At 65.6% G+C, this 24,504-nt stretch carries 23 protein-coding genes; 11 read left to right on the top strand and 12 right to left on the bottom strand.

Annotated features, from left to right (window positions below):
* Window positions 1-445 precede the first annotated feature (445 nt).
* Window positions 446-2,212, bottom strand: coding sequence for a DNA mismatch repair endonuclease MutL (mutL, locus tag GSQ89_RS00210; protein WP_158920763.1), 1,767 nt, complete (start codon window positions 2,210-2,212; stop codon window positions 446-448).
* Between the two features lie 815 nt (window positions 2,213-3,027).
* Here mutL and GSQ89_RS00205 point away from each other — a divergent pair.
* From GSQ89_RS00205 to queA, 4 genes are all read left to right on the top strand, one after another.
* Complete coding sequence (locus GSQ89_RS00205) at window positions 3,028-3,534, top strand: SspB family protein (protein WP_158920761.1); 507 nt, start codon at window positions 3,028-3,030, stop codon at window positions 3,532-3,534.
* A gap of 120 nt (window positions 3,535-3,654) precedes the next feature.
* Window positions 3,655-5,256: a fumarate hydratase gene (locus GSQ89_RS00200; protein WP_158920777.1), complete on the top strand. Its 1,602-nt coding sequence runs from the start codon at window positions 3,655-3,657 to the stop codon at window positions 5,254-5,256.
* A complete protein-coding gene (locus tag GSQ89_RS00195) occupies window positions 5,256-5,657 on the top strand; it encodes a VOC family protein (RefSeq protein WP_158920758.1) in 402 nt (133 codons plus the stop codon). Before GSQ89_RS00200 ends, GSQ89_RS00195 begins: the two co-directional genes overlap by 1 nt.
* A gap of 270 nt (window positions 5,658-5,927) precedes the next feature.
* Complete coding sequence (queA, locus tag GSQ89_RS00190) at window positions 5,928-7,001, top strand: tRNA preQ1(34) S-adenosylmethionine ribosyltransferase-isomerase QueA (protein ID WP_158920774.1); 1,074 nt, start codon at window positions 5,928-5,930, stop codon at window positions 6,999-7,001.
* A gap of 17 nt (window positions 7,002-7,018) precedes the next feature.
* Here queA and GSQ89_RS00185 read toward each other — a convergent pair whose 3' ends face one another.
* The 5 genes from GSQ89_RS00185 to GSQ89_RS00165 all read right to left on the bottom strand — a co-directional run bounded on the left by GSQ89_RS00185 (window position 7,019) and on the right by GSQ89_RS00165 (window position 11,208).
* Complete coding sequence (locus tag GSQ89_RS00185) at window positions 7,019-7,480, bottom strand: PH domain-containing protein (RefSeq protein ID WP_158920755.1); 462 nt, start codon at window positions 7,478-7,480, stop codon at window positions 7,019-7,021.
* Window positions 7,481-7,741: 261 nt separating this feature from the next.
* Window positions 7,742-9,010: an arsenic transporter gene (locus GSQ89_RS00180; RefSeq protein ID WP_254073013.1), complete on the bottom strand. Its 1,269-nt coding sequence runs from the start codon at window positions 9,008-9,010 to the stop codon at window positions 7,742-7,744.
* Entirely contained in the window at window positions 9,007-10,338 is a 1,332-nt protein-coding gene (locus GSQ89_RS00175; RefSeq protein WP_216855941.1) for an MFS transporter, read from the bottom strand. Before GSQ89_RS00175 ends, GSQ89_RS00180 begins: the two co-directional genes overlap by 4 nt.
* 55 nt (window positions 10,339-10,393) lie before the next feature.
* Window positions 10,394-10,675, bottom strand: coding sequence for a DUF427 domain-containing protein (locus tag GSQ89_RS00170; protein WP_158920738.1), 282 nt, complete (start codon window positions 10,673-10,675; stop codon window positions 10,394-10,396).
* A gap of 47 nt (window positions 10,676-10,722) precedes the next feature.
* Window positions 10,723-11,208, bottom strand: coding sequence for a CinA family protein (locus tag GSQ89_RS00165; protein ID WP_158920735.1), 486 nt, complete (start codon window positions 11,206-11,208; stop codon window positions 10,723-10,725).
* An 872-nt stretch (window positions 11,209-12,080) separates the two neighbouring features.
* Here GSQ89_RS00165 and GSQ89_RS00160 point away from each other — a divergent pair.
* Together GSQ89_RS00160 and GSQ89_RS00155 are read left to right on the top strand one after the other, a co-directional pair.
* The gene (locus GSQ89_RS00160; RefSeq protein ID WP_158920718.1) at window positions 12,081-13,664 is read left to right on the top strand and encodes a 2-isopropylmalate synthase; all 1,584 of its coding nucleotides are present in this window, start codon (window positions 12,081-12,083) and stop codon (window positions 13,662-13,664) included.
* Between the two features lie 435 nt (window positions 13,665-14,099).
* On the top strand, window positions 14,100-14,636 hold the full coding sequence (locus GSQ89_RS00155) for a DUF3833 family protein (RefSeq protein WP_158920715.1): 537 nt from the start codon (window positions 14,100-14,102) through the stop codon (window positions 14,634-14,636).
* Here GSQ89_RS00155 and GSQ89_RS00150 read toward each other — a convergent pair.
* The 3 genes from GSQ89_RS00150 to GSQ89_RS00140 form a co-directional block, all read right to left on the bottom strand.
* Window positions 14,633-15,448, bottom strand: a complete 816-nt coding sequence (locus tag GSQ89_RS00150; RefSeq protein WP_158920712.1) for an isocitrate lyase/phosphoenolpyruvate mutase family protein — start codon at window positions 15,446-15,448, stop codon at window positions 14,633-14,635. The genes GSQ89_RS00155 and GSQ89_RS00150 overlap by 4 nt on opposite strands.
* On the bottom strand, window positions 15,448-16,593 hold the full coding sequence (locus tag GSQ89_RS00145) for a CaiB/BaiF CoA-transferase family protein (protein WP_158920710.1): 1,146 nt from the start codon (window positions 16,591-16,593) through the stop codon (window positions 15,448-15,450). The genes GSQ89_RS00150 and GSQ89_RS00145 overlap by 1 nt, the downstream gene beginning before the upstream one ends.
* A gap of 258 nt (window positions 16,594-16,851) precedes the next feature.
* Window positions 16,852-17,307, bottom strand: coding sequence for a MarR family winged helix-turn-helix transcriptional regulator (locus GSQ89_RS00140; protein ID WP_158920708.1), 456 nt, complete (start codon window positions 17,305-17,307; stop codon window positions 16,852-16,854).
* A 92-nt stretch (window positions 17,308-17,399) separates the two neighbouring features.
* Between GSQ89_RS00140 and GSQ89_RS00135 the strand changes: the two genes are divergently transcribed.
* The 3 genes from GSQ89_RS00135 (at window position 17,400) to GSQ89_RS00125 (ending at window position 19,017) form a co-directional block, all read left to right on the top strand.
* Complete coding sequence (locus tag GSQ89_RS00135; protein ID WP_254073012.1) at window positions 17,400-17,936, top strand: NADPH-dependent FMN reductase; 537 nt, start codon at window positions 17,400-17,402, stop codon at window positions 17,934-17,936.
* Between the two features lie 238 nt (window positions 17,937-18,174).
* Window positions 18,175-18,753 (top strand): XRE family transcriptional regulator, encoded by a 579-nt coding sequence (locus GSQ89_RS00130; RefSeq protein ID WP_158920705.1) that lies wholly within the window; start codon window positions 18,175-18,177, stop codon window positions 18,751-18,753.
* Between the two features lie 30 nt (window positions 18,754-18,783).
* The gene (locus GSQ89_RS00125) at window positions 18,784-19,017 is read left to right on the top strand and encodes a hypothetical protein (RefSeq protein WP_158920702.1); all 234 of its coding nucleotides are present in this window, start codon (window positions 18,784-18,786) and stop codon (window positions 19,015-19,017) included.
* A 4-nt stretch (window positions 19,018-19,021) separates the two neighbouring features.
* Here GSQ89_RS00125 and GSQ89_RS00120 read toward each other — a convergent pair whose 3' ends face one another.
* From GSQ89_RS00120 to GSQ89_RS00110, 3 genes are read right to left on the bottom strand one after another with little or no spacing between them, the layout of a single operon-like run.
* Window positions 19,022-20,356, bottom strand: coding sequence for an ATP-binding protein (locus GSQ89_RS00120; RefSeq protein WP_158920699.1), 1,335 nt, complete (start codon window positions 20,354-20,356; stop codon window positions 19,022-19,024).
* A gap of 1 nt (window position 20,357) precedes the next feature.
* Complete coding sequence (locus GSQ89_RS00115; RefSeq protein WP_158920696.1) at window positions 20,358-21,068, bottom strand: response regulator; 711 nt, start codon at window positions 21,066-21,068, stop codon at window positions 20,358-20,360.
* Window positions 21,069-21,088: 20 nt separating this feature from the next.
* Window positions 21,089-21,538, bottom strand: a complete 450-nt coding sequence (locus tag GSQ89_RS00110) for a MarR family winged helix-turn-helix transcriptional regulator (protein WP_254073014.1) — start codon at window positions 21,536-21,538, stop codon at window positions 21,089-21,091.
* 193 nt (window positions 21,539-21,731) lie between these two features.
* Here GSQ89_RS00110 and GSQ89_RS00105 point away from each other — a divergent pair, with 193 nt between their 5' ends.
* Both GSQ89_RS00105 and GSQ89_RS00100 read left to right on the top strand, forming a co-directional pair.
* Window positions 21,732-22,631 carry a branched-chain amino acid aminotransferase gene (locus GSQ89_RS00105; protein WP_158920690.1) on the top strand — a complete coding sequence of 300 codons (900 nt, stop codon included), beginning with the start codon at window positions 21,732-21,734 and terminating at the stop codon, window positions 22,629-22,631.
* Between the two features lie 392 nt (window positions 22,632-23,023).
* Complete coding sequence (locus tag GSQ89_RS00100) at window positions 23,024-24,307, top strand: NAD(P)/FAD-dependent oxidoreductase (protein ID WP_158920687.1); 1,284 nt, start codon at window positions 23,024-23,026, stop codon at window positions 24,305-24,307.
* The last annotated feature ends 197 nt before the right edge of the window (window positions 24,308-24,504 follow it).

Raw genomic sequence — 24,504 nt, 5'->3', positions numbered from 1 at the left:
CACCGCCCACCCCATGGCTCGCTCCTCCAGACCAAAATCCAGAGTGTTACCCATGTGCCCGGTCTAAAGTGTTACCAATGTAGCCGGTCTGTACCGTCCCGCGTGCCAAGAGGTTTCACGGCGGTGCCGAGGGGTCAACGACTACGTCTACCGGTATTACACCCCGCGCGGCCCTCTTCGGAAGACCGGACGCAACATAACCTTCGCAACACAACCTTCTCTGTGAAACTCTGTGCAGACTCGGTGCAACTCTGTGTGCGCTTGATTACTTTACTCTCTACCGGCACACCCAACAGCAATGATTCGCCCCCCAATCGCCCGACCGCGGCGAGCCCGCCAGCCTCGATCATCAGGCACCACATTTGCGTCTACCAAGGAAAAAGGAACAACAACCTCTCCCCGTTGACCACCCTCAAACCGAACCCGGCAACACCGCCAACCAACCTCACCGCCGCCCGAACATCTTCTCGATATCCATCTTCGACAACTTCAACACCGTCGGCCGCCCATGACTGCATGTCGCCGCCCGCGGAGTCGCCTCCATCTGCCGCAGCAGCGCGCTCATCTCCGCCTGCCCCAGCTTCCGCCCGGCCCGGATACTGCCATGGCACGCCATCCGGGCGATCACCGCATCCAGCCGGGCCGACAACACCGTCTCCTCATCCATGTCGGCGAACTCATCGGCCAGGTCGCGCAATAACGGCCCGGGCTCGCTCGCCCCCAGCACCGCCGGCAGCGCCCGTACCAGGATCGCCCCCGCGCCGAATTCCTCCAGTTCCAGTCCCAGCCCGGCCAAATCCGTCGCCCGAGCCACCAGACGAGCCACATCGGCCGGCGGCAGATCGACCACGGCCGGCAGCAGCAACGGCTGGCTGCGCACCACGCCGTCCAGCACCTGCTCGCGGATCGCCTCATGCGTCAGCCGCTCATGCGCGGCATGCTGATCCACCAGGACCAGCGACCCATCGGACGCCACCGCGATGATATACGTATCCAGCACCTGAGCGACCGGCGCCCCCAACGGATAATCGGGAGACGGTTCGACCGCCGCGATCTGCCGAGCCGCCGGTCCGCTCATGAACGGAAGCTGCGCCTCGGCCAGATTGCCGCGCGGCACCCCGCCCGGACTCAAGGACCCCGAACTCAAGGACAGCGGGGGCGCCGGATACGACGGCCGAACCGGGCGCCCCCACGACGCCGCCCCGGACGGCATCGGCACCACCTGCCCGGTCCCGACCCCCAGGGCCCGCCGCACCGACCCGATCACCAACGACCGCACGGCACCCGCGTCGCGGAACCGCAACTCGGTCTTGGCCGGATGCACGTTCACATCCAGATCGTCCGGCGGCACATCCAGATACAGCGCCACGATCGCATGCCGCCCGGCGGCAATCACGTCGCGATAGGCGACTTTCACCGCCGTCCGCAACACCGGATCGGCCACCGGCCGGTTGTTGACCACCAACGTCTGCGCCACCGGAGTCGCCCGCGTCACCGCCGGCGAACAAATATAGCCGCTGATCCGCAGCCCGCCCCGTTCTTCGTCGATCGGCAGCATCACCGAGGCCTCATCCCGCCCCAGCAGCGCCGCCACCCGTTCGATACGCGGCTGCGCGGGGGCCTCGAAGACTACCCGGCCGTCCAGCTCCAACCGGAACGCCACGCCGGGGGCCGACAGCGCCAGCCGGCGGACCACCGCCTCGGCATGGTCCCCTTCGATTCGCGGGCTTTTCAGGAATTTCCGCCGCGCCGGCGTCGCGAAGAACAAATCCCGCACGACGACCCGCGTTCCGGTCGAACCGCTGGATGGGGCGACGGCCGAGACGTGCCCGCCTTCCACCGTGATCGCGCAGGCATGGTCCGCCGCACCCGGCCGCGAGGTGATCGACAACCGCGCCGCCGCGCCGATAGAGGGCAGCGCCTCGCCGCGGAAGCCCAGCGTGGTGATCCGCACCAGGGTCTCGTCGGTCAGCTTGGAGGTGGCGTGTCGCAGCACACAGAGCTCGAGTTCCTCGGCGGACATGCCGATGCCGTTGTCGGTGACCTCCAGCCGGTCGATGCCGCCGCCATCGAGGCAGACGACGATCCGCGTCGCCCCGGCGTCCAGTGCGTTCTCCACCAGTTCCTTGGTCGCGGCGGCCGGCCGCTCGATCACTTCGCCGGCAGCGATGCGATTGACGGTGCTCTCGGACAGGAGGCGGATGCGCGACATCGGAACGCTCAAAAATCCCAGGGCAACAACAGGAATCACCTCATCAGACCAGCCACCAACGAGTCGTGTCCACGCCCTTCCACCGGCCGGCGCATGCCATCGCAACCAGCCGATCCGGTCGGGAACGAAGGGACAACCACCAGGAGTCCCGAAGCTTCCATCGATACCACGATCAGCCGAGAATAGCACGCTCATCGCCGTCACGCGGCTGTACTCCGCCGCGGGGAGAGCATCAGCGGCCCATTGGAACCCGCGATGACAATCAACGCCATGCTACTTCTCCATGACCTCGGAATGCGGTGCCGGAACCGGGCACTGCCGCGACGTAAGGTCCAATCCGCACACCAACCGATCGCGTTTGCTCCACGCCCCGCTTCAACGCGGAGATCACCAAGCGCTCAGAGGTCGCGGAGAGATCTCAATCACGCCGGCGTGCCCCCCACGACCCACAACCCAATGGTGTCAGCGCCCTTCCGCCAACCGGCGCAGGCCATCACACCCGAGCGGTTATACGCCCGCCACGGGGAGAACACCGGTGCCCCTTGGGCGCGCCGTGACAGCCAGAAGGCAGCGTCTCCGCGACCTCAGAGGCCCCAGCGACCTCCGTGTTGAATGCGATGCTGGGACGTGAACCGTCGCAACCCATGACCCAATCCGCATCCCACCCGACCGCAAGGACAATCGGGTGACCCGGAAAACTGAAATCCCACGCCCAACCGGGATCAGCGCGACACCAACCCGTGTCCCGCGCGCAAGCCCCTTTGCCGCCCGCCAGGTACGCGCTATGGGTGGCGCCGAAAGGCGCGAGGGTTCGGATGGAAGACGATCAGCAGCAGCGGCCCGACAGTCTGCTGCCCTATGAAACATGGATCGAGCAGGCGCTGCGCCATGTCGTGGCGCAGGCGATCGAGCACGTGGCGGTGCAGGGCCTGCCCGGCGGCCACCATTTCTACATCACATTCCGCACCGATCATCCCGGCGTGGACATCCCGCAGCGCATCCGGGCGCAGTATCCGAAAGAGATGACCATCGTCCTGCAGCACCAGTTCTGGGACCTCGGCTTCGATCGGGATAGCAAGACGATCCAGGTCGGGCTGTCGTTCGGTGGCGTGCCGTCCAAGCTGATTATCCCGTTGGACGCGGTGGTCGAATTCGCCGATCCGCACATCCGCTACGGACTGCGCTTTCAACCCGCCGAAGCCCCCCCCGCCGCCGAACCACCGCCGCCCGCCCCGGAAGCGGAGCCGGACCCGCCCGCCGCCAAGGACGCCGAACCGGCCCAAGTGGTCAGCCTCGACGCTTTCCGCCGTCGCCAACCCTGAACGCACGATCGTCCGAGGCGGCTTTGCCCTTACGTGCACCACCTGCCCGAACACCAAGGCTGAAAGGATAGTTCCGTGGAGTCCCCGACGCAGCGGCCAGCCAATTTCCTCTATTCCCCGATGTTTCCGCTCGAAGCGGACACCACCCCCTGGCGCAAGCTGCCGATCGAGGGCGTGCGCACCATCACCGTCGAGGGCAAAACCGTCCTGCGCGTCGCCCCCGAGGCGCTGAGCGAACTCGCCGTCCGCGCCTTCCACGATGTCTCGCATCTGCTGCGTCCTGCCCATCTGGCCTCGCTGCGCGCCATCCTGGACGATCCGGAGGCCAGTTCGAACGACCGGTTCGTCGCGCTGGACCTGCTGAAGAACGCCAACATCGCCGCCGGCGGCGTGCTGCCGATGTGCCAGGACACCGGCACCGCCATCGTGTTCGGCAAGAAGGGCCAGCGCGTCTGGGTCGACGGCGACGAGGAAGAGGCCCTGTCCTGGGGCGTGCATCGCACCTATACAGAAACGAATCTGCGCTACTCGCAGATGGCGCCGCTGTCGATGTATGAGGAAGTCAACACCGGCAACAACCTGCCGGTGCAGTTCGACATCATGGCCGCCCCGGGCGAGCACCACGCCGACGAGTTCCACCTGATGTTCGTCGCCAAGGGTGGCGGCAGCGCTAACAAGACCTTCCTGTTCCAGGAAACCCGAGCGATTTTGTCCCCCGCGTCGCTGGCGAAGTTTCTCGAAACGAAGATGAAGACGCTGGGCACCTCCGCCTGCCCGCCGTACCATCTGGCGATCGTCATCGGCGGCACCTCCGCGGAACTGACGCTGAAAACGGTGAAGCTGGCATCGACGAAATGGCTCGACGGCCTGCCCACCAAAGGTGACAAATCCGGCCACGCCTTCCGCGACGTGGAACTGGAAAAGCAGGTCCTCGAGATCTCCCGAAATATCGGCATCGGTGCCCAGTTCGGCGGTAAATACTTCTGTCACGACGTCCGCGTCGTCCGTCTCGCCCGCCACGGCGCCTCGCTGCCCGTCGGCATCGGCGTCTCCTGCAGCGCCGACCGCCAGATCAAGGCCAAGATCACGCCGCAAGGGGTGTTCCTGGAACAACTGGAAACCGATCCGGCGAAGTATCTGCCGGAGGCGACCGAAGATCATCTCGGCGACGATACGGTGGCGATCGACCTGAACCGGCCGATGACCGAGATCAGGGCGGAGTTGACCCGCTATCCGGTCAAGACCCGCCTGGCGCTGACCGGTACGATGGTCGTCGCGCGCGACATCGCCCACGCCAAACTGAAGGAACGGCTGGATAACGGCCTGCCGTTGCCCGACTACCTGAAGAACCACCCGGTCTACTATGCCGGGCCGGCGAAAACCCCCACCGGCATGGCGACCGGCAGCTTCGGCCCCACCACTGCCGGCCGCATGGACAGCTACGTCGCCGAATTCCAGGCCGCCGGCGGCTCGCTGGTGATGCTGGCCAAAGGCAACCGCTCCAAGGCCGTCAAGGACGCCTGCAAGGCGCATGGCGGCTTCTACCTCGGCAGCGTCGGAGGCCCCGCCGCTCGGCTGGCGCAGGACTGCATCCGCAAGGTCGAGGTGCTGGAGTTCCCCGAACTCGGCATGGAAGCGATCTGGCGGATCGAGGTCGAGGACTTCCCCGCCTTTATCGTCATGGACGACAAGGGCAACGATTTCTACGACGGGTTGGGATAATGCGCTTCACCATCGACCGGATCGACCACGTCGTGCTGAACGTCACGAACGTGGAACTCAGCGCCGCCTGGTATCAGCGCGTGCTGGGGATGGAGCGGGAGGATTTCGGCCCGCAACACCGCACCGCGCTGAAATTCGGCGGCCAGAAGATCAACCTGCGCCCGATCGACGCCGATGTCAGATCGTGGCCGACCGGCGTCTGCGCCGAGCCGGGCGCCGCCGATCTGTGTTTCATCACGGCGGTCCCCCCGGATGAGGTCGTCGGCCACCTGCACGACAACGGCGTGCAGATCCTGCAAGGACCGGTGGAGAAAGCCGGCGCCCTCGGCCCGATTCAGTCGGTGTACTGTCGCGATCCCGACGGCAACTTGGTCGAGATTTCGTCGTATCAGCCGCGGTGACGTGCGATCGATGGAAGACATCTGGAACCGCAGATGAACGCGGATGAACGCAAATAGAAGACAGTCGAACGTTGCCGGCTTTCCTGGACTGACTCCCGCCCCCTTCCGGGTCGTTATAGGCAAGCCTTCCAAGGCAGTGGAGTGTTCGATTGCATGGCCCGGATCGACGCCGGGCCAACACGAGGTAACCATGTCGATGCCAGCACGGCCTGGCATTATTTGCATTCATCTGCGTTCATTTGCGGTTCCAATTCTATGACGGCCAACACCATCTCGGACCTGACCCTGGCCGACTTCGACTATCATCTTCCCCCCAGCCGCATCGCCCACGAGCCCGTTCGGCCCCGCGACGCCGCCCGCATGCTGCACATCCGCTCGGACGGCCTGACCGACCTGACGATCCGCGACCTGCCCTCCCTGCTGCACCCCGGCGACATCCTGGTGGCAAACGACACCCGGGTCTTCCCGGCGCAACTCCAGGCCACGCGCGGGAACGCCCGGATCGGCCTCACCCTCGACCGGCCACGGGCCGACGGCGTTTGGAAGGCCCTCGCCCGCAACGGCCGCCGCCTGCGCACCGGCGACATGTTGGCGATCGAAGGCTCTCCCGTGCTGACCGCCCGGGTTGCCGACAAGGACCCCGACGGCAGCATCGGCCTGGAATTCAACCTCGACGGCGAGCCCTTGATGCAGGCGTTCGAGCAGGCCGGCGTGCTGGCCCTGCCGCCCTATATCCACCGGCCGGACGGGCCGACCCCGGCCGACGCCATCGACTACCAGACGGTGTTCGCCCGACGTCAGGGCGCCGTGGCCGCACCAACCGCAGGCCTGCATTTCACCCCTGCCCTGCTGGCGGACGTGGAAGCCGCCGGCGTCAAGCGCGTCACCGTCACGCTGCATGTCGGGATCGGCACGTTCCTGCCGGTGCGGGTGGACCGGGTGACCGACCACCGGATGCATGCCGAACGCGGCGAAATCACCCCAGAGACCGCCGAAACGATCAACCAGGCGAGGCGAAACGGCGGCCGGGTGATCGCCGTCGGAACCACCAGCCTGCGCCTGCTGGAAAGTGCCGCACAACCCGACGGGACCGTACGGCCATTCCTGGGCGAGACCGCGCTGTACATCCTGCCCGGCTACCGGTTCAAGGCAGTGGATCGGCTGGTGACGAACTTCCACCTGCCCCGCTCCACCCTGCTGATGCTGGTCTCGGCACTTTCCGGACGGGAACGGATCCTCGCCGCCTACTCGCATGCGGTGGAAGCCGGCTACCGATTCCACTCCTATGGCGATGCGTGTTTTCTGGAGCCGGGCTCGCCCGAGGCCAACGGCCGGAAGGCGTGAATCACCCCAAAAACGCCCTACCCGACGACAATGGCGTTGCGTAATTCCAGCGGCGAGCCGACCCGGCGCAACGGTTCCCAGCCGCCGCCGATGCCCCTGATGGCAACCGTCCCATAGTTGAAAATCCGGCCACCGATCCCCTGGCTGACATCGACGGTTTCGACCTTGGTGATGTTCATCTCCTCGGTCCGGCGCGCAATCCAACCGACCTTGTGGATGATCCGCCTGTCGGTCACCACGATTTCCGTGGTAATCCGAACAAACCACGCCCCCAGGAACGACACCCCGGCCAGCAACAGAAACAGCCCGGCAACGGCCAGAACGATGAGTTGCCAATCGCCCGACACGCTGAGACAGGCGGTCAGCGCCGCGACCGCCACCACAGCCAGCAGGATTGCGTTCCGGTAGATCGTCCAATGCAGTCCACCAACGTACCGCACGGTTTCATCCGCTTGAAGGACTTTGGTGTAATAGACCATCGCGGACACCCTCGATGCTGAAGCGGAGCGGATCGGCATGGTCTCATGCACCCGGCCGCGGCGCAAATCGGCCAATATGAGACCAGCCGCACCGACGTATCCGATTCACGCAGCGAATCGTGGTCTCGTCGCGACTCACGCTTCTCTGCGATCGGATGCTAAAGCGTGGTCGCCCTGGGCGGAACGCCAACAGGGCGTGAATCACGCGATCAAACAAAGAGTTAGAGCGCGCTGACTGTTCACAGTCAGCTTGTAAGCGCTCTAACCAAACGCGAAGGCCCCGGCGAGCGCCAGCACCAACGCCGGCGGCATGACCAGTGCCCCCAGGGCCAAGAACCGCCATGCGGTGACCCGCACGCCCTCCCGTCGCAGCGCCGTCAGCCACAGGATCGTCGCCAGCGATCCCGTCACAGACAAATTCGGCCCCAGATCGACCCCGATCAGCACCGCGGCGCGCACGTGTTCGGGGACTTTGGCCAGCGCCACCACACGCCCCGCCACCAATCCGGCGGGCAGGTTATTCACCAGGTTGACACCGACAGCCAGCACCACGCCCGACACCCAGGCCGCCTCCGCCGCCGACCGCCGCACCAACTGATCCAGCAGCACGGCCAGATCGTTGGTGACACCGGTGGTTTCCAGCGCCTCCACCAGCACGAACAGCCCGGCGACCAACGGCAGCACGCCCCAGGGGATGTTTTTCAGCACCGCCATCGGCCCGAGCGCGGATCGGGTCAGCACCAGCATGGCCGTCGCTGCGCCAGCCAGGAACGTGGGCAGGCCGAGTTGCACATCGAACGCCGACGACACCAGCAGCACGATGGACGTGGCCAGGATGCCCAACGCCGCCAGTTTCCCATCCGGAGTCAGCACCGGCACCGCGATCTGGGTCGCCACCGGATGGCGCAAATGCCCACGCTGACTCCAGCGCAGAACCAGATAGGTCGACGCAATCGACAGCGCCGACGGCAACGCATAGGCCGGTAGCCACAGCAACAGCCTTGGCATGTGACTGCCGTAGATCACCAGGTTCGCCGGATTGGAGATCGGCAGTACGAAGCTCGCGGCGTTGGCGATGAAGGCGCAGACCAGCAGGTAGGGCAACGCCTCCTTCACCTTCGCCGCCCGGGCCACCGCGGCGACGGCGGGCGTCAGCACCACGGCGGTCGCGTCGTTGGACAGGAACACCGTCACGATCGTGCCCACCGCGAATACCAGGCTGAACAGCCGTGTCGCCGACCCCTTCGCATGCACCGCCGCCCACGCCGCCAGCCAGTCGAACAACCCCTCCTGCCGGGCGATTTCGGCCAGCAGCATCATCCCGGTCAGGAACAGATAGACATCGGTGCCCTTCGCCACGCCGGTCAGCGTATCGGCCGGCGACAGCAGGCCGAGGACCACCAGCAGCACCGCCCCGGTGACGGCCCAAATGAACTCGGGCCATGCGAACGGCCGGACGATCACCCCGGCGGTGGCCACGGCGGCGATGCCCCAGATCACCCAGGGCATGGCAATCAGCCCCCCGGTCACGCGACCTCGGCGCGTGGTGAGGCATCAGCCGTGGCCTTCGTCTCCGGCATCAGCAGTGCAAAGAAAACCAGTGCGCAGCCCGCGATCGCGGCCAGATACAGAAACCCGTCGGCATAGCCGAACCACTGCACGACAAAGCCGGCCGTCGCGTTGCTGAGCGTTGCGCCCACGCCGACCGCCAACGCCATCAGCCCTTGTGCCAGGTTGAACCGGCCGGTGCCGCGCATCAGATCGGATGCGATCAGCACCGAAATCACCCCGAAAATGCCCGCCGCCACGCCATCGAGCAACTGGATGCCCACCACGGCATACGGACTGACAGTGACGGAGAACAAAAGACCCCGGACCGGCAGCACGGCCAACGCGACCAGGAAGATCGGTTTACGGCCAATCCCGCGCGCCGAGGCCTGCCCGACACCCCAGGCAACGCCGACCATGACGAACTGAGCGGCGATGATGCAAGCCGACAGGGCGATCGTGTCCGATCCCGGATGTGTCTGTGCCAGCACCTGACCGGCCATCGGCAGCATCGCGGCGTTGCCGAAGTGGAACAGCACCACCGACGCCAGGAAGATCATCAGGTCCCGCCGTCTCAGAAGCTCACGAAACCGGATCGGCTCACCGTTGTGGTTGGGGTCCTCGCCGCCGCGCGCCTGCTCGTGGTCGATCGCTTTCGGGTCGATCAGGGCGACGATCGCCGCGCTCGCCAGGGCGAAGGCGCAGACCAGATAGAAGATCCAGTTTGTGCCAAAATAGTGCCCCAAGGTCCCGGCCAGCACGGCGGCGCTCAGGTTGCCGGCATGGTTGAAGCCTTCGTTGCGGCTGATCCGCGCATCCAGCAAACGCCGCCCAACCAGACCAAGCGAGAGGGCAGCGATCGCTGGCGGGATCACAGCCGACGCCGATCCCAGCACCGCTTGCGCCGCGATGACCGCCCAGAAGCGCGGCACCGCCACGATCACCAGGCAGCCCACGCCCACCATCAGTCCCGAACCGGCGATCAGCAGCCGCTTCGCGTGCGTCCCATCCACAAGCAGCCCGGCCGGGACCTGACAGAGTGCCGCGGCGATCGAGGACGCCCCCATGGCCAGTCCGATCGCGCCCGGGTCCCAGTGGCGCGACGCCTTGAGGAACACCGACAAAAACGGCCCCACCCCGTCCCGCACATCGGCCATAAGCAAGTTTATGCCGTCCAGCCCACGAAGCGACAGGGTATGCCGATCGACGGCCGCCTCCGGGTTGAGCGCCTGCTTGCCGGCCGTGGATCGAATGCCCGTGTCCTCCCCTGGTTGCTCATTCACCCGGCGAACGAGTGAATCGGGCAGCACACGTCCCGCGCCACGACGCGAACGCAAACGTCAAAAGCCGCCGCGGGTTCCCCGGTCAGGCGACTTTGACATCTTTCCAGAAGCCGAACCGGCCGCCGACCGCCTGCATCTTCGGCTGCGGCCTCTCATACGACCAGGCGGCCCGTTCGTGCCGGGTGCCATCCAGCACCGCATCGTAGAACTGCACACCGTGCGGGCAGGCATGATCGGACTCGGTTTTTGGCGCCTTCACAAGCAATTCCAGATGCGTCGCCTCGGGCGGAAAATAGGCATAGCCGCCGCTTTCCACGATATCGTCGCTCTCGGCGATCAGGTGTCCGTTCAACGTCGCTTGCATGTCGGGGTCCTCCTAGGGTGCTAGATAGGAAGCCAGGCGCCTCCCGGTCAGAGGGCTGCCCGGATCATTTTGAACGCATGCGCAACCGTGGCAGCGCGCACCGCCGTACGGTCGCCGGGAAAAACCTGCCGGTCGGTGGTCGATGGCTTCCCGGTCTGGGCGAGCCCGAACCAGACCAGGCCGACCGGCTTCTCCACACTGCCGCCGCCGGGACCGGCCACGCCTGTCACCGATACCACGATGGCGGCGTGGGATCGAGCCAGCGTGCCCTCGGCCATGGCTCGGGCGACTTCCTCGCTGACCGCGCCATGGGTGTCGATCAGCGGCATCGGCACGCCGATCATCTGGTTCTTTGCCTCGTTGGAATAGGTGACGAAGCCGCGGTCCACGACGTCCGAGGATCCGGCGATCGCGGTCAACGCCGCGGCAATCAGACCGCCGGTGCAACTTTCGGCGGTGGCCAGCATGATCCCCTTGGACCGGCAGGCGGTGAGAAGCGATTCGGCATCTTGAAGGGTGGCGTCAGGGAGCATCGTTGGATCCGGTTCTGTGTTCGCGCCCCGAGCGTGACGGGCGGAACGACGCCTGTCCACCGGGGGGTTGCTGATTGTTTCAGATGGGAACAATTATGCCCTTGACAAATGCCCCGTGACGAATGAATTGGCCACCCGGCGTTTCGTCGGCGCCACCGGGATCGGCGAAACGCGAAGGCCATCGTGCAATACAGAAAGTCCGACACAATGCCCCGATCCAAGCCCACCCGCAATATGCCGGACGTCAGCTCAAGCGGCTTGAAAGACCTTTCCACTCGAGGTTCTTGCCGGCCGCGCTGCTTTTAGGGCGTTCCAGTCGACATCGTATTGTTCCGCCTCCGCGAGGCCACGCAGTTTCGTGTTTCGCGCCAACAGGAAACCAATCAGGCGCACATGCCGTTCGCACGGAATCTCACGAAAAAGAATTTTCATTCGATAGCATTCCGTGCATTGGCCCGAGCATTGGCCCATGCATTGAGTCGACCCTCGCCGGCCGCATCGGACGGTGGCCATACGGCTTCTGACTCCCGGGCCCCGATCCAAATCCCCGCCATGTGGGCTGATGACGTCCCGCTTCGGCCACGCAACCACACCATCGGCATGGCGGCGGCATCAAGTGCGGTCGCCCTGCCCAGCCGCTGTCCCTGTTGCATCCCGCCCCCATCCCGGTTATGAATCTCATCATGTCCCACGGCGCGCCCTTTGCGAACCTGACTGTCGACGCCCCCGCGTCCGGTCCCGCGTGCCTGTCCGGCCTGCTCCTCCTCCTTCGACTTAGCCGCCCCTGAGCGTCGCGCCGGGTTGCTGAATGCCGGCTCGCTCAGGGGAACCCCTGAGGCTAATGTCGCATCACCATCCCGAGGAACCACCCAATGAGCATCAACCATCCCAGCTTCGGCAAGCTGGACGACAACCGCATCATCATCTTCGACACCACCCTGCGCGACGGCGAGCAATCGCCCGGGTTCTCCATGAATCTGACGGAAAAGATCCGCATGGCCGAAGCCCTGACCGAACTGGGCGTCGACGTCATGGAGGCCGGGTTCGCCATCGCCTCCCCCGGTGACTTCGAGAGCGTCAAGGCCATCGCCGAAAGCGTCGGCCAGCGCGACGACACGCCGGTGATCGCCAGCCTGGCCCGCGCCGGCGCCCAGGACGTGCTGCGAGCGGCGGACGCCCTGCGCAATGCCAAGCGCAAGCGTATCCACATCGTCATCGCCACCAGCGACCTGCACATGAAGTACAAGTTGCGGCTGGAACCCGATGAGGTCATCGCGGCGACAGTGGACTCGATCAAGCTGGCCCGCCAACACGCCGACGACGTCGAATGGTCGGCCGAGGATGCCACCCGCAGCGATCCCGATTTCCTGGCCCGCTGTGTGGAGGCCGCGATCAAGGCCGGTGCCACCACCATCAACCTGCCCGACACCGTCGGCTACGCGCTGCCCGAGGACATGGAACGGATGTATGCGCAGATCCGCGCTCGGGTTCCCGGCATCGAGACCGTGATCCTGTCCACCCATAACCACAACGACCTGGGCATGGGCGTCGCCAACACCCTCGCCGCCATCCGCGCCGGCGCCCGCCAGGTGGAAACCACCATCAACGGCATCGGCGAACGCGCCGGCAACGCGTCACTGGAGGAACTGGTGATGGCCATCCGCACCCGCCAGGATGCGATGCCTTACGCCAACAACATCCAGACCACCCATCTGCTGCGGATGTCCCGCCTGCTCGCCACCATCACCGGCTTCGACGTCCAGCCGAACAAGGCCATCGTCGGGCGCAACGCCTTCGCGCACGAAGCCGGCATCCACCAGGACGGCGTGCTGAAAATGGCCGCCACCTACGAGATCATGACGCCGGAGAGCGTCGGCTGGACCAAGAACAGCCTGGTGCTGGGCAAGCACTCCGGCCGAGCCGCGTTCCGCGACAAGCTGAACACGCTGGGCTACAAGATCGGCGACAACCAGTTGAACGACGCGTTCCGCCGCTTCAAGGACCTCGCCGACCGCAAGAAGGTGGTGTTCGACGAAGACGTCGTCGCCCTGGTCGATGACGAGGTGATGCGCGACCACGAACGCATCCGCTTCGTCTCCCTGGACCTGCATGCCGGGTCGAAGGGACCGGCGCGCGCCGAACTGGAACTGGAAATCGACGGCAAGACGCGGTCGGCTTCGTCGGAGGGCAACGGCCCGGTGGACGCGACATTCGCCGCCATCCAGGCGATCTTCCCGCACACCGCGAACTTGGTGCTGTTCTCGGTCGGCGCGGTCACCGAGGGCACCGACGCCCAGGCGAAAACCACGGTGCGGCTGGAAGAAAACGGCAAGATGGTCGATGGCCAAGGCGCCGACGCGGATACCATCGTGGCGTCAGCCCGGGCTTATGTCCACGCGCTGAACAAGCTGCTGGTAAAGCGGCTGAGGACCGAGCCGACAGCTCTGTCAGCCTGATCCGATAGGTATCGGCGTTCGAGAGGACGCCGACACCGCCACCTCAGTTATTATACCCCCAGAACCCGCTGTTCCCCGTCGTCGGTCCGTTGTTGCTCGGTCCGAACGACGTGCCGACGGTAGATACCCCCGGGGTCGGGGCCGTGTCCGGCGTTTCATCAGCACTACGTGCAACCGGCACTGGCTGTGTGCCGGGTCCGGTGATCCCGTAAGCCGCCGGACCACCCGAACAGCCGGCGAGGATGATCAACAAGCCAAAAGCAAGAACCGAGCGCATGGCCACACTTTGCGCCCACCCTCCTCCTCCTGTCCATCCTCCGTGCCGCGTCGCCGTGACGGCGGTATTTCGTGCCGGGGCTGAACTATTCCCGCCCTGCCTTCGTATCGAGGATCGAGGCTGCCAACCAGGCGGCCCTGCTAACCGAGGACAGAAACGTGCGCCCCTCTTTGCTTGCCTGCTGCATGGCCGTGTTCCTGCTCGCCGGTTGCCACGGAAAGCGCAGCCCAGCCGTCGGTTCGGGACCGGCCTTCGACCCGATCGCCTTCTTCAGTGGTCATACCCATTCATGGGGTGTGATCGAACATCGCTCGGGTGCCCCGTCGGAGTGGGTCGTGACCGACAGTCACGGGCAAAAGCAGGGAACCGATCGGCTGCTGATGGTGCAGCATCTGACCTTCCAGGACGGCACGACGCAGCAACGAGATTGGACGCTATGGCGCAGCGGCCCCGATCGGTTCGAGGCGACGGCCAACGACATGGTCGGCACCGCCAGAGGCGACGTGGACGGTAACATTTTCCATTGGCAATGGGTGCTGGCGCGTCACCCCGGCAACGCGCTGGCGAATGTCACGATGAACCAATGGATGTACCGCCTCGACGACGGCACCGTGATGATCCGCACCACCGTCAGCAAGTTCGGTTTCATCGTCGCCGAGGTGACCGAACACTTCCGCCACCCCGAGAACGGCTAACCCTGCATGAACGCGTTCAACGCCGGCGTGGCCAGCGAATCATCCAGGTATCCGAACGTTCCGCTCTCCGAGACTTCCTTCGCCGCGTTCACCAGCCCGGTCATCGCCGCGCGATACAGTGACGTCGCCAGGCTGACCCGCTTCACCCCAGCCTGCCCCAGCGCCGCCACGGTGAAGGATTTGCCCTTGATCCCGGCCATGAAGTTCACCGGCTTCGACAACGCCGCACACACCGCCCGCACCGCGTCCAGATCGGGCAACCCGGGCGCCATCAGCACGTCGGCGCCCGCCGCCTCGAACGACCGCAATCGCCGGATCGTGTCGTCCAGATCTGGATTGCCACGCAGATAGTTCTCCGCCCGAGCGGTCAGGGTGAACGGAAACGCCACGGAACGAGCAGCCTCCACCGAAGCAGCGATGCGCTCCTGGGCATGCGACGGGTCGAACAGCGGATGGGCCGAATCGCCAGTCGCGTCCTCGATCGATGCGCCGACCAACCCGATATGGGCGGCCAGACGAATCGTATCGGCGGCAGCACGAGGCGAATCGCCAAAACCCTTCTCCAGATCGGCGGACACCGGCAGGTCGGTGGCATCGACGACCGCCTTGCAATGCGCCAGCGCCTCATCCCGCGTGACCATCCCGTCTCGCCGCCCCAGGACGCCGGCACAGGCACCGCTGGACGTGGCCAGCGCCTTGAAACCCAGCGCGGTCAGAATGCGGGCGGACCCGGCATCCCAGGCATTGGCGATGACGAAGGTCTCCGCATGCAGGGCACGGAACCGTTCGGCTTTGTCGGATTGGACGGACATTATTCGGCTGCCTTTCGTTCGTTCAGGACCTCCTGCGTATGCTCGCCCAAACGAGGGGCAGCGCGCCGGACAGATCCCGGTGTGGCGGACAGTTTGACCGTAACGCCCATGGTGCGGAACGGACCGGTGACTGGATGGTTGGTTTCCACCACCATGTCTCGGGCCAATATCTGCGGATCGGTGTAGACCTCATCATAGTGCAGCACCGGGCCGGCGGGGATTCCCAGCTTTTCCAACGCCTCCAGCCAATGGGCAGATGGCTGCGTGCGCAACTTCCCGGCCAGCAGCGCCACCAGCGCGTCGTTGTGCTTCACCCGTTCGGCGTTGTTGGCGAAGCGCGGATCACCCACAAGCTCAGGCGCACCCACCAGTTCGCAAAGCTGGGCAAAGAATTTCTGCTGTGACGCGCCGATGGTGATGTAGCCGTCAGTGGTCTGGAAACACTGGTATGGCGAGCTGCCACGATGCGCCTGTCCCAGCCGTTCGGGGCGCGTGCCGGTGGCGAAATAATGCGCCGATTCATACACCGCGAGCGAAGTCGCCGCCTCCAGCAGTGACGTCTCCACATGCTGGCCTTCGCCGGTGCGATGCCGAGCCTCCACCGCCGCCAGCACGCCAAACGCCAGGAACATACCGGCGGTGACGTCGGAGATCGCGATCGGCAACCGGAACGGATCGCCGTCGGCGGGACCGTTGGTGCTCATCAGGCCGGACATCGCCTGGGTGATCAGGTCGAACCCGCCGCGCGAGCTGTACGGCCCGGTCTGCCCGAACCCCGAGATCGACGCCAGGATCAGCCGCTTGTTGCGCTGGTGCAGCACCGGCCAGCCGAAACCCAACCGAGCCAGCACACCCGGCCGATAGTTCTCCACCAGGATGTCCGCCTGGTCGATCAGCTTCAGCAGCGCCTCTTTATCAGCCGCCTGCTTCAGATCCATGACGACGGAGCGTTTGTTGCGGTTCCAAGTCATAAACGGCGCGCTTTCGCCGTTGATGAACGGCGGCATGCCGCGGGCGGAATCCCCTTTCGGCGGCTCGATCTTGATGACCTCGGCCCCGTGGTCGGCCAGCAGCATGGCGCAGTACGGCCCCGATAGATGGCTGGTCAGGTCGAGGACGAGAAGGTGGTCGAGCGCACCGGGCATAAAGGCCTCCGTTTTTTACGAAGGAGATGATGCCATAGTTCCGGGCCCACGCCATAACAGGGGCTACCGGGGCCATGATTCGTGCTTCGGTTCCGGCCGGAAAACCTCGAGATGCGCCGCATCTGATGCAAAGTGTCCGGGAAGCGGGTATCGCCCGAATCTGTGTCGGCTCCGAACGCCAGACTGGCAGCGGGATATTTCGCCATCGAAGTCACGGCGTCCAGGACATCGGGACGACGGTAAAGCAACGAAACGACCCTACAATCGCCGCGCCGCTTTCATCCCATCCGCCAGTCTCCGGTTCAGCCGCGCCAGCGTGCCGCGGTCCTCCCGGCTCCAGTCGCGGAGAAGCTCGCCTAACAGACGCCGGCGGCCTTTCGTAATGGCCGACACCATCCGTCGCCCCGCCTCCGTGATACACGCCTCACGGACACGTTGATCGTGCGCCGCCACCTGCCGGATAATCAGGCCCAGCGCTTCCAGCTTGGCGACCTGCCGGCTGATCGTCGAATGGTCCCGACCACTTTGATCCGCGAGGTCCACCACCCCAAGCGAGCCTGACGCACCGATCCGCACCAGCAGCGGAAACAGTGCCCGGTCGAGCGTGACGCCAGCCGCCTGCAACAGCACCTCGTCCTGCCGCGGGCTGTTCAATACCGCGAGCAGGTCCAGAAGCGCGCCCGCCAGCATATCGATATCATGTGTATCATGCACGCTTTACAGCACCTCGAAACAGCGTTATAACCATGTGCATGATACACAGAAAATCCACCAAGGCGACCCCATCGCCCATCATCCTCATAATCATGGGCAGCACCCGCGCCAATCGGCTCTGTCCGACGCTTGCCACCTGGATCGCCGAGATCGCACGCGTCTCTACCGGATTAAGGTGCGAATTGGTGGACTTGGCGAACTGGCGATTGCCAACAGACGACGAGCCAGACATCCCAGCGCTGGGCCGCTACGTCCATGAGCACACGCGGGCATGGAGCGCCAAGATCGCTGGCGCGGACGCCTTCGTGTTCGTGACGCCGCAATACAACTGGGGGTACCCCGCCCCGCTCAAGAACGCGATCGACCATCTCTACAACGAATGGCGCGGCAAGCCCCTAGTGATCATCAGCTACGGCGGCCATGGTGGCGGAAAATGCGCTGCCCAGCTTGCCCAGGTCGCCCAAGGGGTGGGAATGCGCGTCATCCCGACGATGCCCGGCATTACCCTGTCGAATGAAGTGATCCAGGGCGCCCCCGTCACGCCTGACAAGGACCTGAAGGACCAGATCGGTCCAATTCAGCAGGCTTTCGTCGCGTTGACCACGGCTCTTGCCGAGGACAGGTCATAACCGCACTTCGACGGTGACAATGCGCGTTGACGAAACGCGGACTCGGTCGATGCAATCGTGCGGGTCTGTCAGTTTACGCCCAAGACCCTCGCCGTAATCCGCCGGTTCACCCCGCCTGCCGGCTCGAGACCGAAACGGCTTCCCACCCCCTTCCCTTGCCGATCTCCTGCCCCCCGCGTCTGCTTGAGCGAAGAACGTGCTCGTTGACGCGTCCCGTATTCGGTATATTATCCCACATATGGACATCGCGAGCACAACCCCCACCGACCTGGATGCCCGCCTGGCCGCCCGCCTCGCCAGCCTTCGGGCCGAACGCGGCTGGTCACTGGACACGCTCGCCGAACGCAGCGGGGTCAGCCGAACCACCCTCTCCCGCCTCGAACGCGGCGAAACCAGCCCCACCGCCAGTCTGCTCGGTCGCCTCTGCACCGCTTACGGCCGCACCATGTCGCGCCTGATCGCCGAAACCGAGGGCGAAGCACCCCAGCACGTCCGCGCCGTCGACCAGGCCACCTGGATCGATCCGGAAACCGGTTTCCGCCGGCGCGGGGTGTCACCGCCCGCCACCGGACTCGACGCCGAACTGGTGGAAGGCGTGCTGCCCGCCGGCAAAACGATCAACTACGCCGCCCCCGCGGTACAAGGCCTGGAACAACATATCTGGATGCTCGGCGGCACCCTCGCCCTGACCGTCGACGGCAAAACGCATCACCTGGAACCCGGCGACTGCCTGCGTTTCCGGCTGTTCGGCCCAACTCAATTCACCGCCCCCGGGCCAACAAACGCGCACTATGCCCTGGTGGTGTGCCGGCCATGATCCATCCTTACGCTCAAGGAACCACGAACCATGCCGGACACAGCCCTGATCGGCCATAACGGCGGTCCACCGCTCGATCCCGACCCGCCCGAGGACCCAGGCGCCGCGTCATGGCGATCATGGTGCTGGCGCCGAGCCCACAAACGCGCCTGGAAGACACCGCCTAGAGAAATCGCGCTACGCCGCCTGGCTCGGGCCGAGGAACTAGGCATGACCTACCGCGAATACACGCTCGAGATCCTCGAACGCGGCGTGCACCTCTAATTCATTACACCGGTAGTCGTATCCGCGCCCGCAGCCCGCCCATCGGACTATCCTCCAGCACGATCTCCCCGCCATGCGCACGCACGATGTCCCGAGCGATGGTCAATCCGAGGCCGGTGCCGCCGGAGGACCCGCTTTCGAACGGGCGGAACACGCTCTCCCGCTTGTCGGCCGGGATACCCGGCCCGTCATCGTCCACCGTGACCAACACCGATCGTCCCTGCGCCACCGCACCCAGCGCCACGTGCCTGGCATGCCGGCGCGCATTGTCCACCAGATTGGTGATGGCACGCCGGACCGCGTCGCCACGCAGCTTCAGCGTCAGGTCCGCCGGCACGTCCAGATCCAGCACCGTCCCGGCCCGGCGGGCGCCGGCCGCGACATCATCCAGAATGGACGACAGGTTGACCGGTTCGGCCTGCTCGATCCCCTCGCCCCGAGCAAACGCCAGGTACCCGCCGATCATGCGGTCCATTTCCTCCACGTCGGCAGTCATTTCGGTCACGTCCTGCCGCAATTCGTCGGTGCGCGGCAGCATCGCCAGCGCCAGGCGCAGCCGGGTCAACGGCGTGCGCAAGTCGTGCGACACGCCGGCCAACATCTCGGTGCGCTGCGCCAGGAAGCGGCGAATGCGGTCCTGCATGCGATTGAAGGCGGTGGCGGCCTGACGCACCTCGGACGCACCCTCCGGCCGGATCATCGGCACATCGCGGCCCATGCCGAACGCCTCGGCCGACCGCGCCAGGCGGCGGATGGCGCGCACCTGGTTGCGCATGAACAGGGCGGCGATACCGAACAGCAGCAGTGCCGAACCAACCACCCAGCCGACGAACAGGAACAGCGTGCCGATCGCCAGGCGCTTGCGCGGCGCCTGCACATCCAACACGCCGTCCGGAAGCTGCAGCCGGATCAGCACCAGGGTGGGATCGGACGTCCAGTCCATCGTAAACGGCACGTTGAATTTCTGCCGCAGGGCGGCGGCGAGATCGTCGTCCATCGGCCCCAGGATATTGGCCTGCTTGCGCCGCTCCAGCACCGCACCGGGTTCGAGCCTGATCCCCAGGAGAAACTCTTCGCGCGCCATTTCCAGCACCCATTCGCGGTCGGCGGGACTATGGGTCTGATGCAGCAATTCGACGGTGTAGGCGATTTCGCCGGCGATGGCGTCGGACAGGCGGCGTGACACGATGCTCAGGTGATTGCCGTAGAACAGTTGCAACGCAATGGCCTGCACCACGATCAGTGGCACCAGCATGATCAGCAGGGTACGGCCCAGCAGGCCCCGCGGCATGAACCGCTTGACCGAACGACCGAACGGAAGCTGGACCCGGCTGTGCATCTCAGACCCCGGGCTTCAGGATATAGCCCCGCCCGCGCACGGTGTGCAGAAAGCGCGGCTCGCGCGGATCGGCCTCGATTTTGCGGCGCAGGCGGACCACCTGGACATCGACCGCGCGTTCGCCGGAATCGTCCATGCCCAGCGCCTCGGCGATCTCCTCCCGCGACAGGACCTCATTGGGTTTGCGGGCGAGCGCCGCCAGCAGCGCCGCCTCACCGCCGGTCAGCCGGATCGGGCCATCGGCATCGCGCAGTTCGCCGCGCGCCGGGTCGAATTCCGCCTCGCCGATGCGCACCGGTCCCGTCGGCGCCTCCACCGCGGACGGCGGCGCCCGGCGCAGCAATGCCCGTATGCGCAGCACCAGTTCGCGCGGCTCGAACGGCTTGCCCAGGTAGTCGTCGGCCCCGGCCTCGAACCCGGCGATACGGTCTTCCGGCGCGCCGCGCGCGGTCAGCAGCAGGATCGGCAGGACGTGGTTTTGCTCCAGGCGCAGCGATTGGGTCAGGTCCAGGCCACTTTCGCCCGGCATCATCACGTCCAGCACCATCAGATCCGGATTGATCGCGCGCAGTTGGGTCCGAGCCTCGGCGGCGTCGCTGGCGGCGGTGACGCGGAAACCCTCCCCCGACAAATAGCGTGAAAGCCGTTCCCGCAATCGGGAATCGTCCTCCACCACCAGGATGTGACAGTCGTCCGTTGCTTCGTTTGGCATTGCGTCCGGTATTCTCCTTGTCAGGCGTCTTCCGGTGAACCCGTGCCGTCCATATAGTCACGCGCGCCCTTGTCCATCATGGCGCGCATCACCGAACGAAACCCTTGCACCGCCTGCGGGCCGGCCGTCCGGTAGGCCTGGGCGACCCGCTCGCGCTGGGCGTCGAACAGTTGCGCCTCCAGCGCCTGGCCTTTCTCCGTCAGCGTCAGCAAGCGCAGGCGGCGATCCTCGTAACCCGGCGCCTGCACCACATACCCCTCATCCACCAACGCGTTCAGCACTCGCGCCAGCGACTGCTTGGTGATGCGAAGGATCGCCAGCAGCCCGGACACCGTGATCCCCGGGTTGCGGCCGATGAAGTGCAACGCCCGATGATGCGCCCGCCCCAGGCCCGGTTCCTCCAGCACCTTGTCGGCGACATTGGTGAACCCGCGATAGGCGAAGAACAGCAGATCCTGCGCGAGCCGCATCTCCGCATCCCCCAAATCGACGACCGGCGTGGGCGGCGGCAGTTTGGGCGGCGGGATGAATCTCGACTCGCGGGCCTTGGCTTTGAGCATGCCTGATATTCGCTTCCGAAATAGGTCAGTATTGTTGACTTAATACGTGACTGCGTTTTAAGTTCATGGGGCTGAGAGCAACAAAATTACGGAGCGAGCGGCCATGACGTTACTTCCTTTCGACGACCGAGACGGCTGGCTTTGGCTGGACGGTTCCCTGGTTCCCTGGCGGGATGCGAAGCTGCATGTTCTATCGCATGGCCTGCACTATGCCAGCGCCGTCTTCGAGGGTGAGCGCGCCTATGCCGGTAACATCTTCCGCCTGCGCGATCACACCCAGCGGCTGATCAACTCCGGCCGCATCATGAACTTCGACATCCCCTGGACGGCGGACGAAATCGACGCCGCCTGCAACGCCGTGCTGAAAGCCAACAACCTGACCGACGGCTACGTCCGCCCCATCGCCTGGCGCGGCTCCGAACAACTGGCCGTGTCCGCGACCGGAACCTCCATCCACCTCGCCATCGGCGCCTGGCCCTGGCCCAGCTACTTCGGCACGAACCGGATGCAGGGCATCCGCATGGGCGAGGCAAAGTGGCGCCGCCCGCCGCCGGAAACCGCCCCCGTCCACGCCAAGGCATCAGGCCTCTACATGATCGGCTCCCTGTCCAAGCTGAAGGCGGAGCAGGAAGGCTACGCCGACGCCATGATGCTGGACTGGCGCGGGTTGGTGGCGGAAACCACTAGCGCGAACATCTTCTTCGTCATCGACGGCGACCTGCATACCCCAGTGCCCGACTGCTTCCTCGACGGCATCACCCGCCGCTCGGTCATCGCCCTGGCAAAGCGCAATCAGATGAAAGTGATCGAGCGGCAGATCAATCCAACCGAACTGTCCCGAACCACCGAGGTCTTCCTGGCCGGCACCGCCGCCGAGGTCACCGCCGTCCGCGAAATCGGCCCCCACCAGTTCACCCCGAACCGGATCACCGAGACCCTGATGAAAGACTTCGACCACCTGGTCCTGCAATCGCCGCAGGAAGTCGCCCGCGCCGTCGCCTGAGCCACCAGCCTTCCACCCAACCCCGGATTGCGCCATCCTGCGGCCACCAACCGTGCCAGGATCGCGCCAACCGCGTCATGGCCGGGCTTGGCCCCAAAGGCATCAGGATAAGGGTGGCGAGGAGAAAGATTTGACGACCAGGACCTTTCCGCCGTCATGGCCGGGCGTGTCCCGGCCATCCGCGCTTCGGCCGCAGGTACGAAGATGGCCGGAACGAGCCCGGCCATGACGAATGCAGGGCGGCGGTTCCGACCAAACATTTCTCCGCCTGCCACCTATCCTGACGACTATGAGGCTTGGCCCGGTCCCCCACGACTTCGCCGGTATCCGCACCGCAGATCGCTTGGCCTCGGCCCAAGGAATACAGTCATAACCGCACACAGGAGCCCCGCGTGACCGAAACCGACGTCGTGATCATCGGGGCCGGCCTCGCGGGGCTGGGTGCCGCGGCTGCGGTGCGGGACGCCGGCAAGCGCGCCGTGGTGCTGGAGGCATCCAACCGCGTCGGCGGCCGCGCCTGGACGGCGCATCCCGCTGCGCTGGGCGGCGTCTGGTTCGACATGGGCGCCATCTGGTTCCACGACGCCGAACACAATCCCCTGGTGCCGATCGCCCGCGCCGCCGGCGACAAATTGCTGCGGTCGGACGAAATCCGCCAGGAACGCACTTTCGTCGGTGACCGGCTGGCGACTGAAGCCGAACTGACCGACTACGATAACGCCTGGTCCCGATACGAAGCCGCCACCGACGCTATCCTGGCCGCGCGGGGCGACGTCCCCCTGACCGAAATCGCCCGCCGCCTGCCCGACGACCCCTGGGCCGCAACCATCGAGGCCTGGGAAGGCCCCGTTATCTGCGCCGTGGACGCCGACAAATTCAGTGCCCTGGATTGGCGTCGCAACGGTCTGAACGGCAGCAACCTGCTGCCCGACGGCGGCGTCGGCGCCTTCGTGCAGCGACGGCTGGTCCAAGACCTGGATATACGCCTGAACACGCCGGTTCTGCGGGTACGATGGGGTGGCCCGAACGGCCACGTCACGCTGGAGACGGCGTCCGGCACGATCACCGCCGGCGCCTGCATTGTCACGGTGTCCACCGGCGTGCTCGCCGCCGGCACCCTGGCATTCGACCCGGTCCTGCCGGCACGCGTTGCCGAGGCAATCCACGCGCTGCCGATGGGACTGGCCATGAAGGTTGCCCTGCGCGCCACCAGCCCGGATCGCCTGGACCTGCCTGGCCACTGCTCAGTGGCCCGCATGATCGCGCGCTCGGGTGACCCGCTGATGCCGTTCCAGTGCTGGCCGCTGGGACGCGATTACGTGCAGGGCTGGATCGGCGGATCTGTCGCCTGGGACCTGGCTCGGCAAGGCGAGGCGGCAGCGGTGGATTTCGCCCTATCCTATCTGCGCCAGGTATTCGGCGGACGCGTAGACCGGCTGTTCGCCGGCGGAACCTCATTGGTCACCCATTGGGACGCGGATCCCTGGGTGCGCGGAGCCTACTGCTATGCTGTGCCCGGATCAGCCCAGGCCAGGGATAGGTTGGCGCAGCCGGTGTCGGACGGGCATCTGATGTTCGCCGGCGAGGCGTGCCACGTCGGCTTCGCCGGCACGCTGGCGGGCGCGTGGATCAGCGGGCAAACGGCGGCCCGAACCGCGCTGGCGGCGGTGGGATAGCCCTCAAACAGTCCGTCGCTCAGCGCTGCCAGCCGCTCCACGCCGTGACCCTCGATCACATTGTAACGCGTCCCCACGGGCCATGATTCCCCGGGCTTTCCCCAGGGGAATCGCTTGAATGTCTCACGCGGTGCGTTGGATGATTTTCTCCAGGTAATCTTGGTTCCAGCCCGCGCGTTTACGGCGGTTTTTCAAGC

This window comes from Acidisphaera sp. S103 (assembly GCF_009765975.1).
Lineage (GTDB): Bacteria > Pseudomonadota > Alphaproteobacteria > Acetobacterales > Acetobacteraceae > Rhodopila.
The sequence above is the reverse complement of the archived record's forward strand: the minus strand, read 5'-3'. Positions and strand labels throughout refer to the sequence as shown.

Excerpts from the sequence above, each read along its gene's own strand:
- GSQ89_RS00125 (WP_158920702.1), top strand. The coding sequence starts at position 18,784 with ATGCCGGACACAGCCCTGATCGGCCATAACGGCGGTCCACCGCTCGAT.
- GSQ89_RS00170 (WP_158920738.1), bottom strand. The coding sequence starts at position 10,675 with ATGCAAGCGACGTTGAACGGACACCTGATCGCCGAGAGCGACGATATC.
- GSQ89_RS00165 (WP_158920735.1), bottom strand. The coding sequence starts at position 11,208 with ATGCTCCCTGACGCCACCCTTCAAGATGCCGAATCGCTTCTCACCGCC.
- GSQ89_RS00130 (WP_158920705.1), top strand. The coding sequence starts at position 18,175 with ATGGACATCGCGAGCACAACCCCCACCGACCTGGATGCCCGCCTGGCC.
- GSQ89_RS00185 (WP_158920755.1), bottom strand. The coding sequence starts at position 7,480 with ATGGTCTATTACACCAAAGTCCTTCAAGCGGATGAAACCGTGCGGTAC.
- GSQ89_RS00105 (WP_158920690.1), top strand. The coding sequence starts at position 21,732 with ATGACGTTACTTCCTTTCGACGACCGAGACGGCTGGCTTTGGCTGGAC.
- GSQ89_RS00200 (WP_158920777.1), top strand. The coding sequence starts at position 3,655 with ATGTTTCCGCTCGAAGCGGACACCACCCCCTGGCGCAAGCTGCCGATC.
- GSQ89_RS00120 (WP_158920699.1), bottom strand. The coding sequence starts at position 20,356 with ATGCACAGCCGGGTCCAGCTTCCGTTCGGTCGTTCGGTCAAGCGGTTC.
- GSQ89_RS00195 (WP_158920758.1), top strand. The coding sequence starts at position 5,256 with ATGCGCTTCACCATCGACCGGATCGACCACGTCGTGCTGAACGTCACG.
- GSQ89_RS00110 (WP_254073014.1), bottom strand. The coding sequence starts at position 21,538 with ATGCGGCTCGCGCAGGATCTGCTGTTCTTCGCCTATCGCGGGTTCACC.
- GSQ89_RS00115 (WP_158920696.1), bottom strand. The coding sequence starts at position 21,068 with ATGCCAAACGAAGCAACGGACGACTGTCACATCCTGGTGGTGGAGGAC.
- GSQ89_RS00160 (WP_158920718.1), top strand. The coding sequence starts at position 12,081 with ATGAGCATCAACCATCCCAGCTTCGGCAAGCTGGACGACAACCGCATC.
- mutL (WP_158920763.1), bottom strand. The coding sequence starts at position 2,212 with ATGTCGCGCATCCGCCTCCTGTCCGAGAGCACCGTCAATCGCATCGCT.
- GSQ89_RS00150 (WP_158920712.1), bottom strand. The coding sequence starts at position 15,448 with ATGTCCGTCCAATCCGACAAAGCCGAACGGTTCCGTGCCCTGCATGCG.
- GSQ89_RS00135 (WP_254073012.1), top strand. The coding sequence starts at position 17,400 with ATGGGCAGCACCCGCGCCAATCGGCTCTGTCCGACGCTTGCCACCTGG.
- GSQ89_RS00145 (WP_158920710.1), bottom strand. The coding sequence starts at position 16,593 with ATGCCCGGTGCGCTCGACCACCTTCTCGTCCTCGACCTGACCAGCCAT.
- GSQ89_RS00205 (WP_158920761.1), top strand. The coding sequence starts at position 3,028 with ATGGAAGACGATCAGCAGCAGCGGCCCGACAGTCTGCTGCCCTATGAA.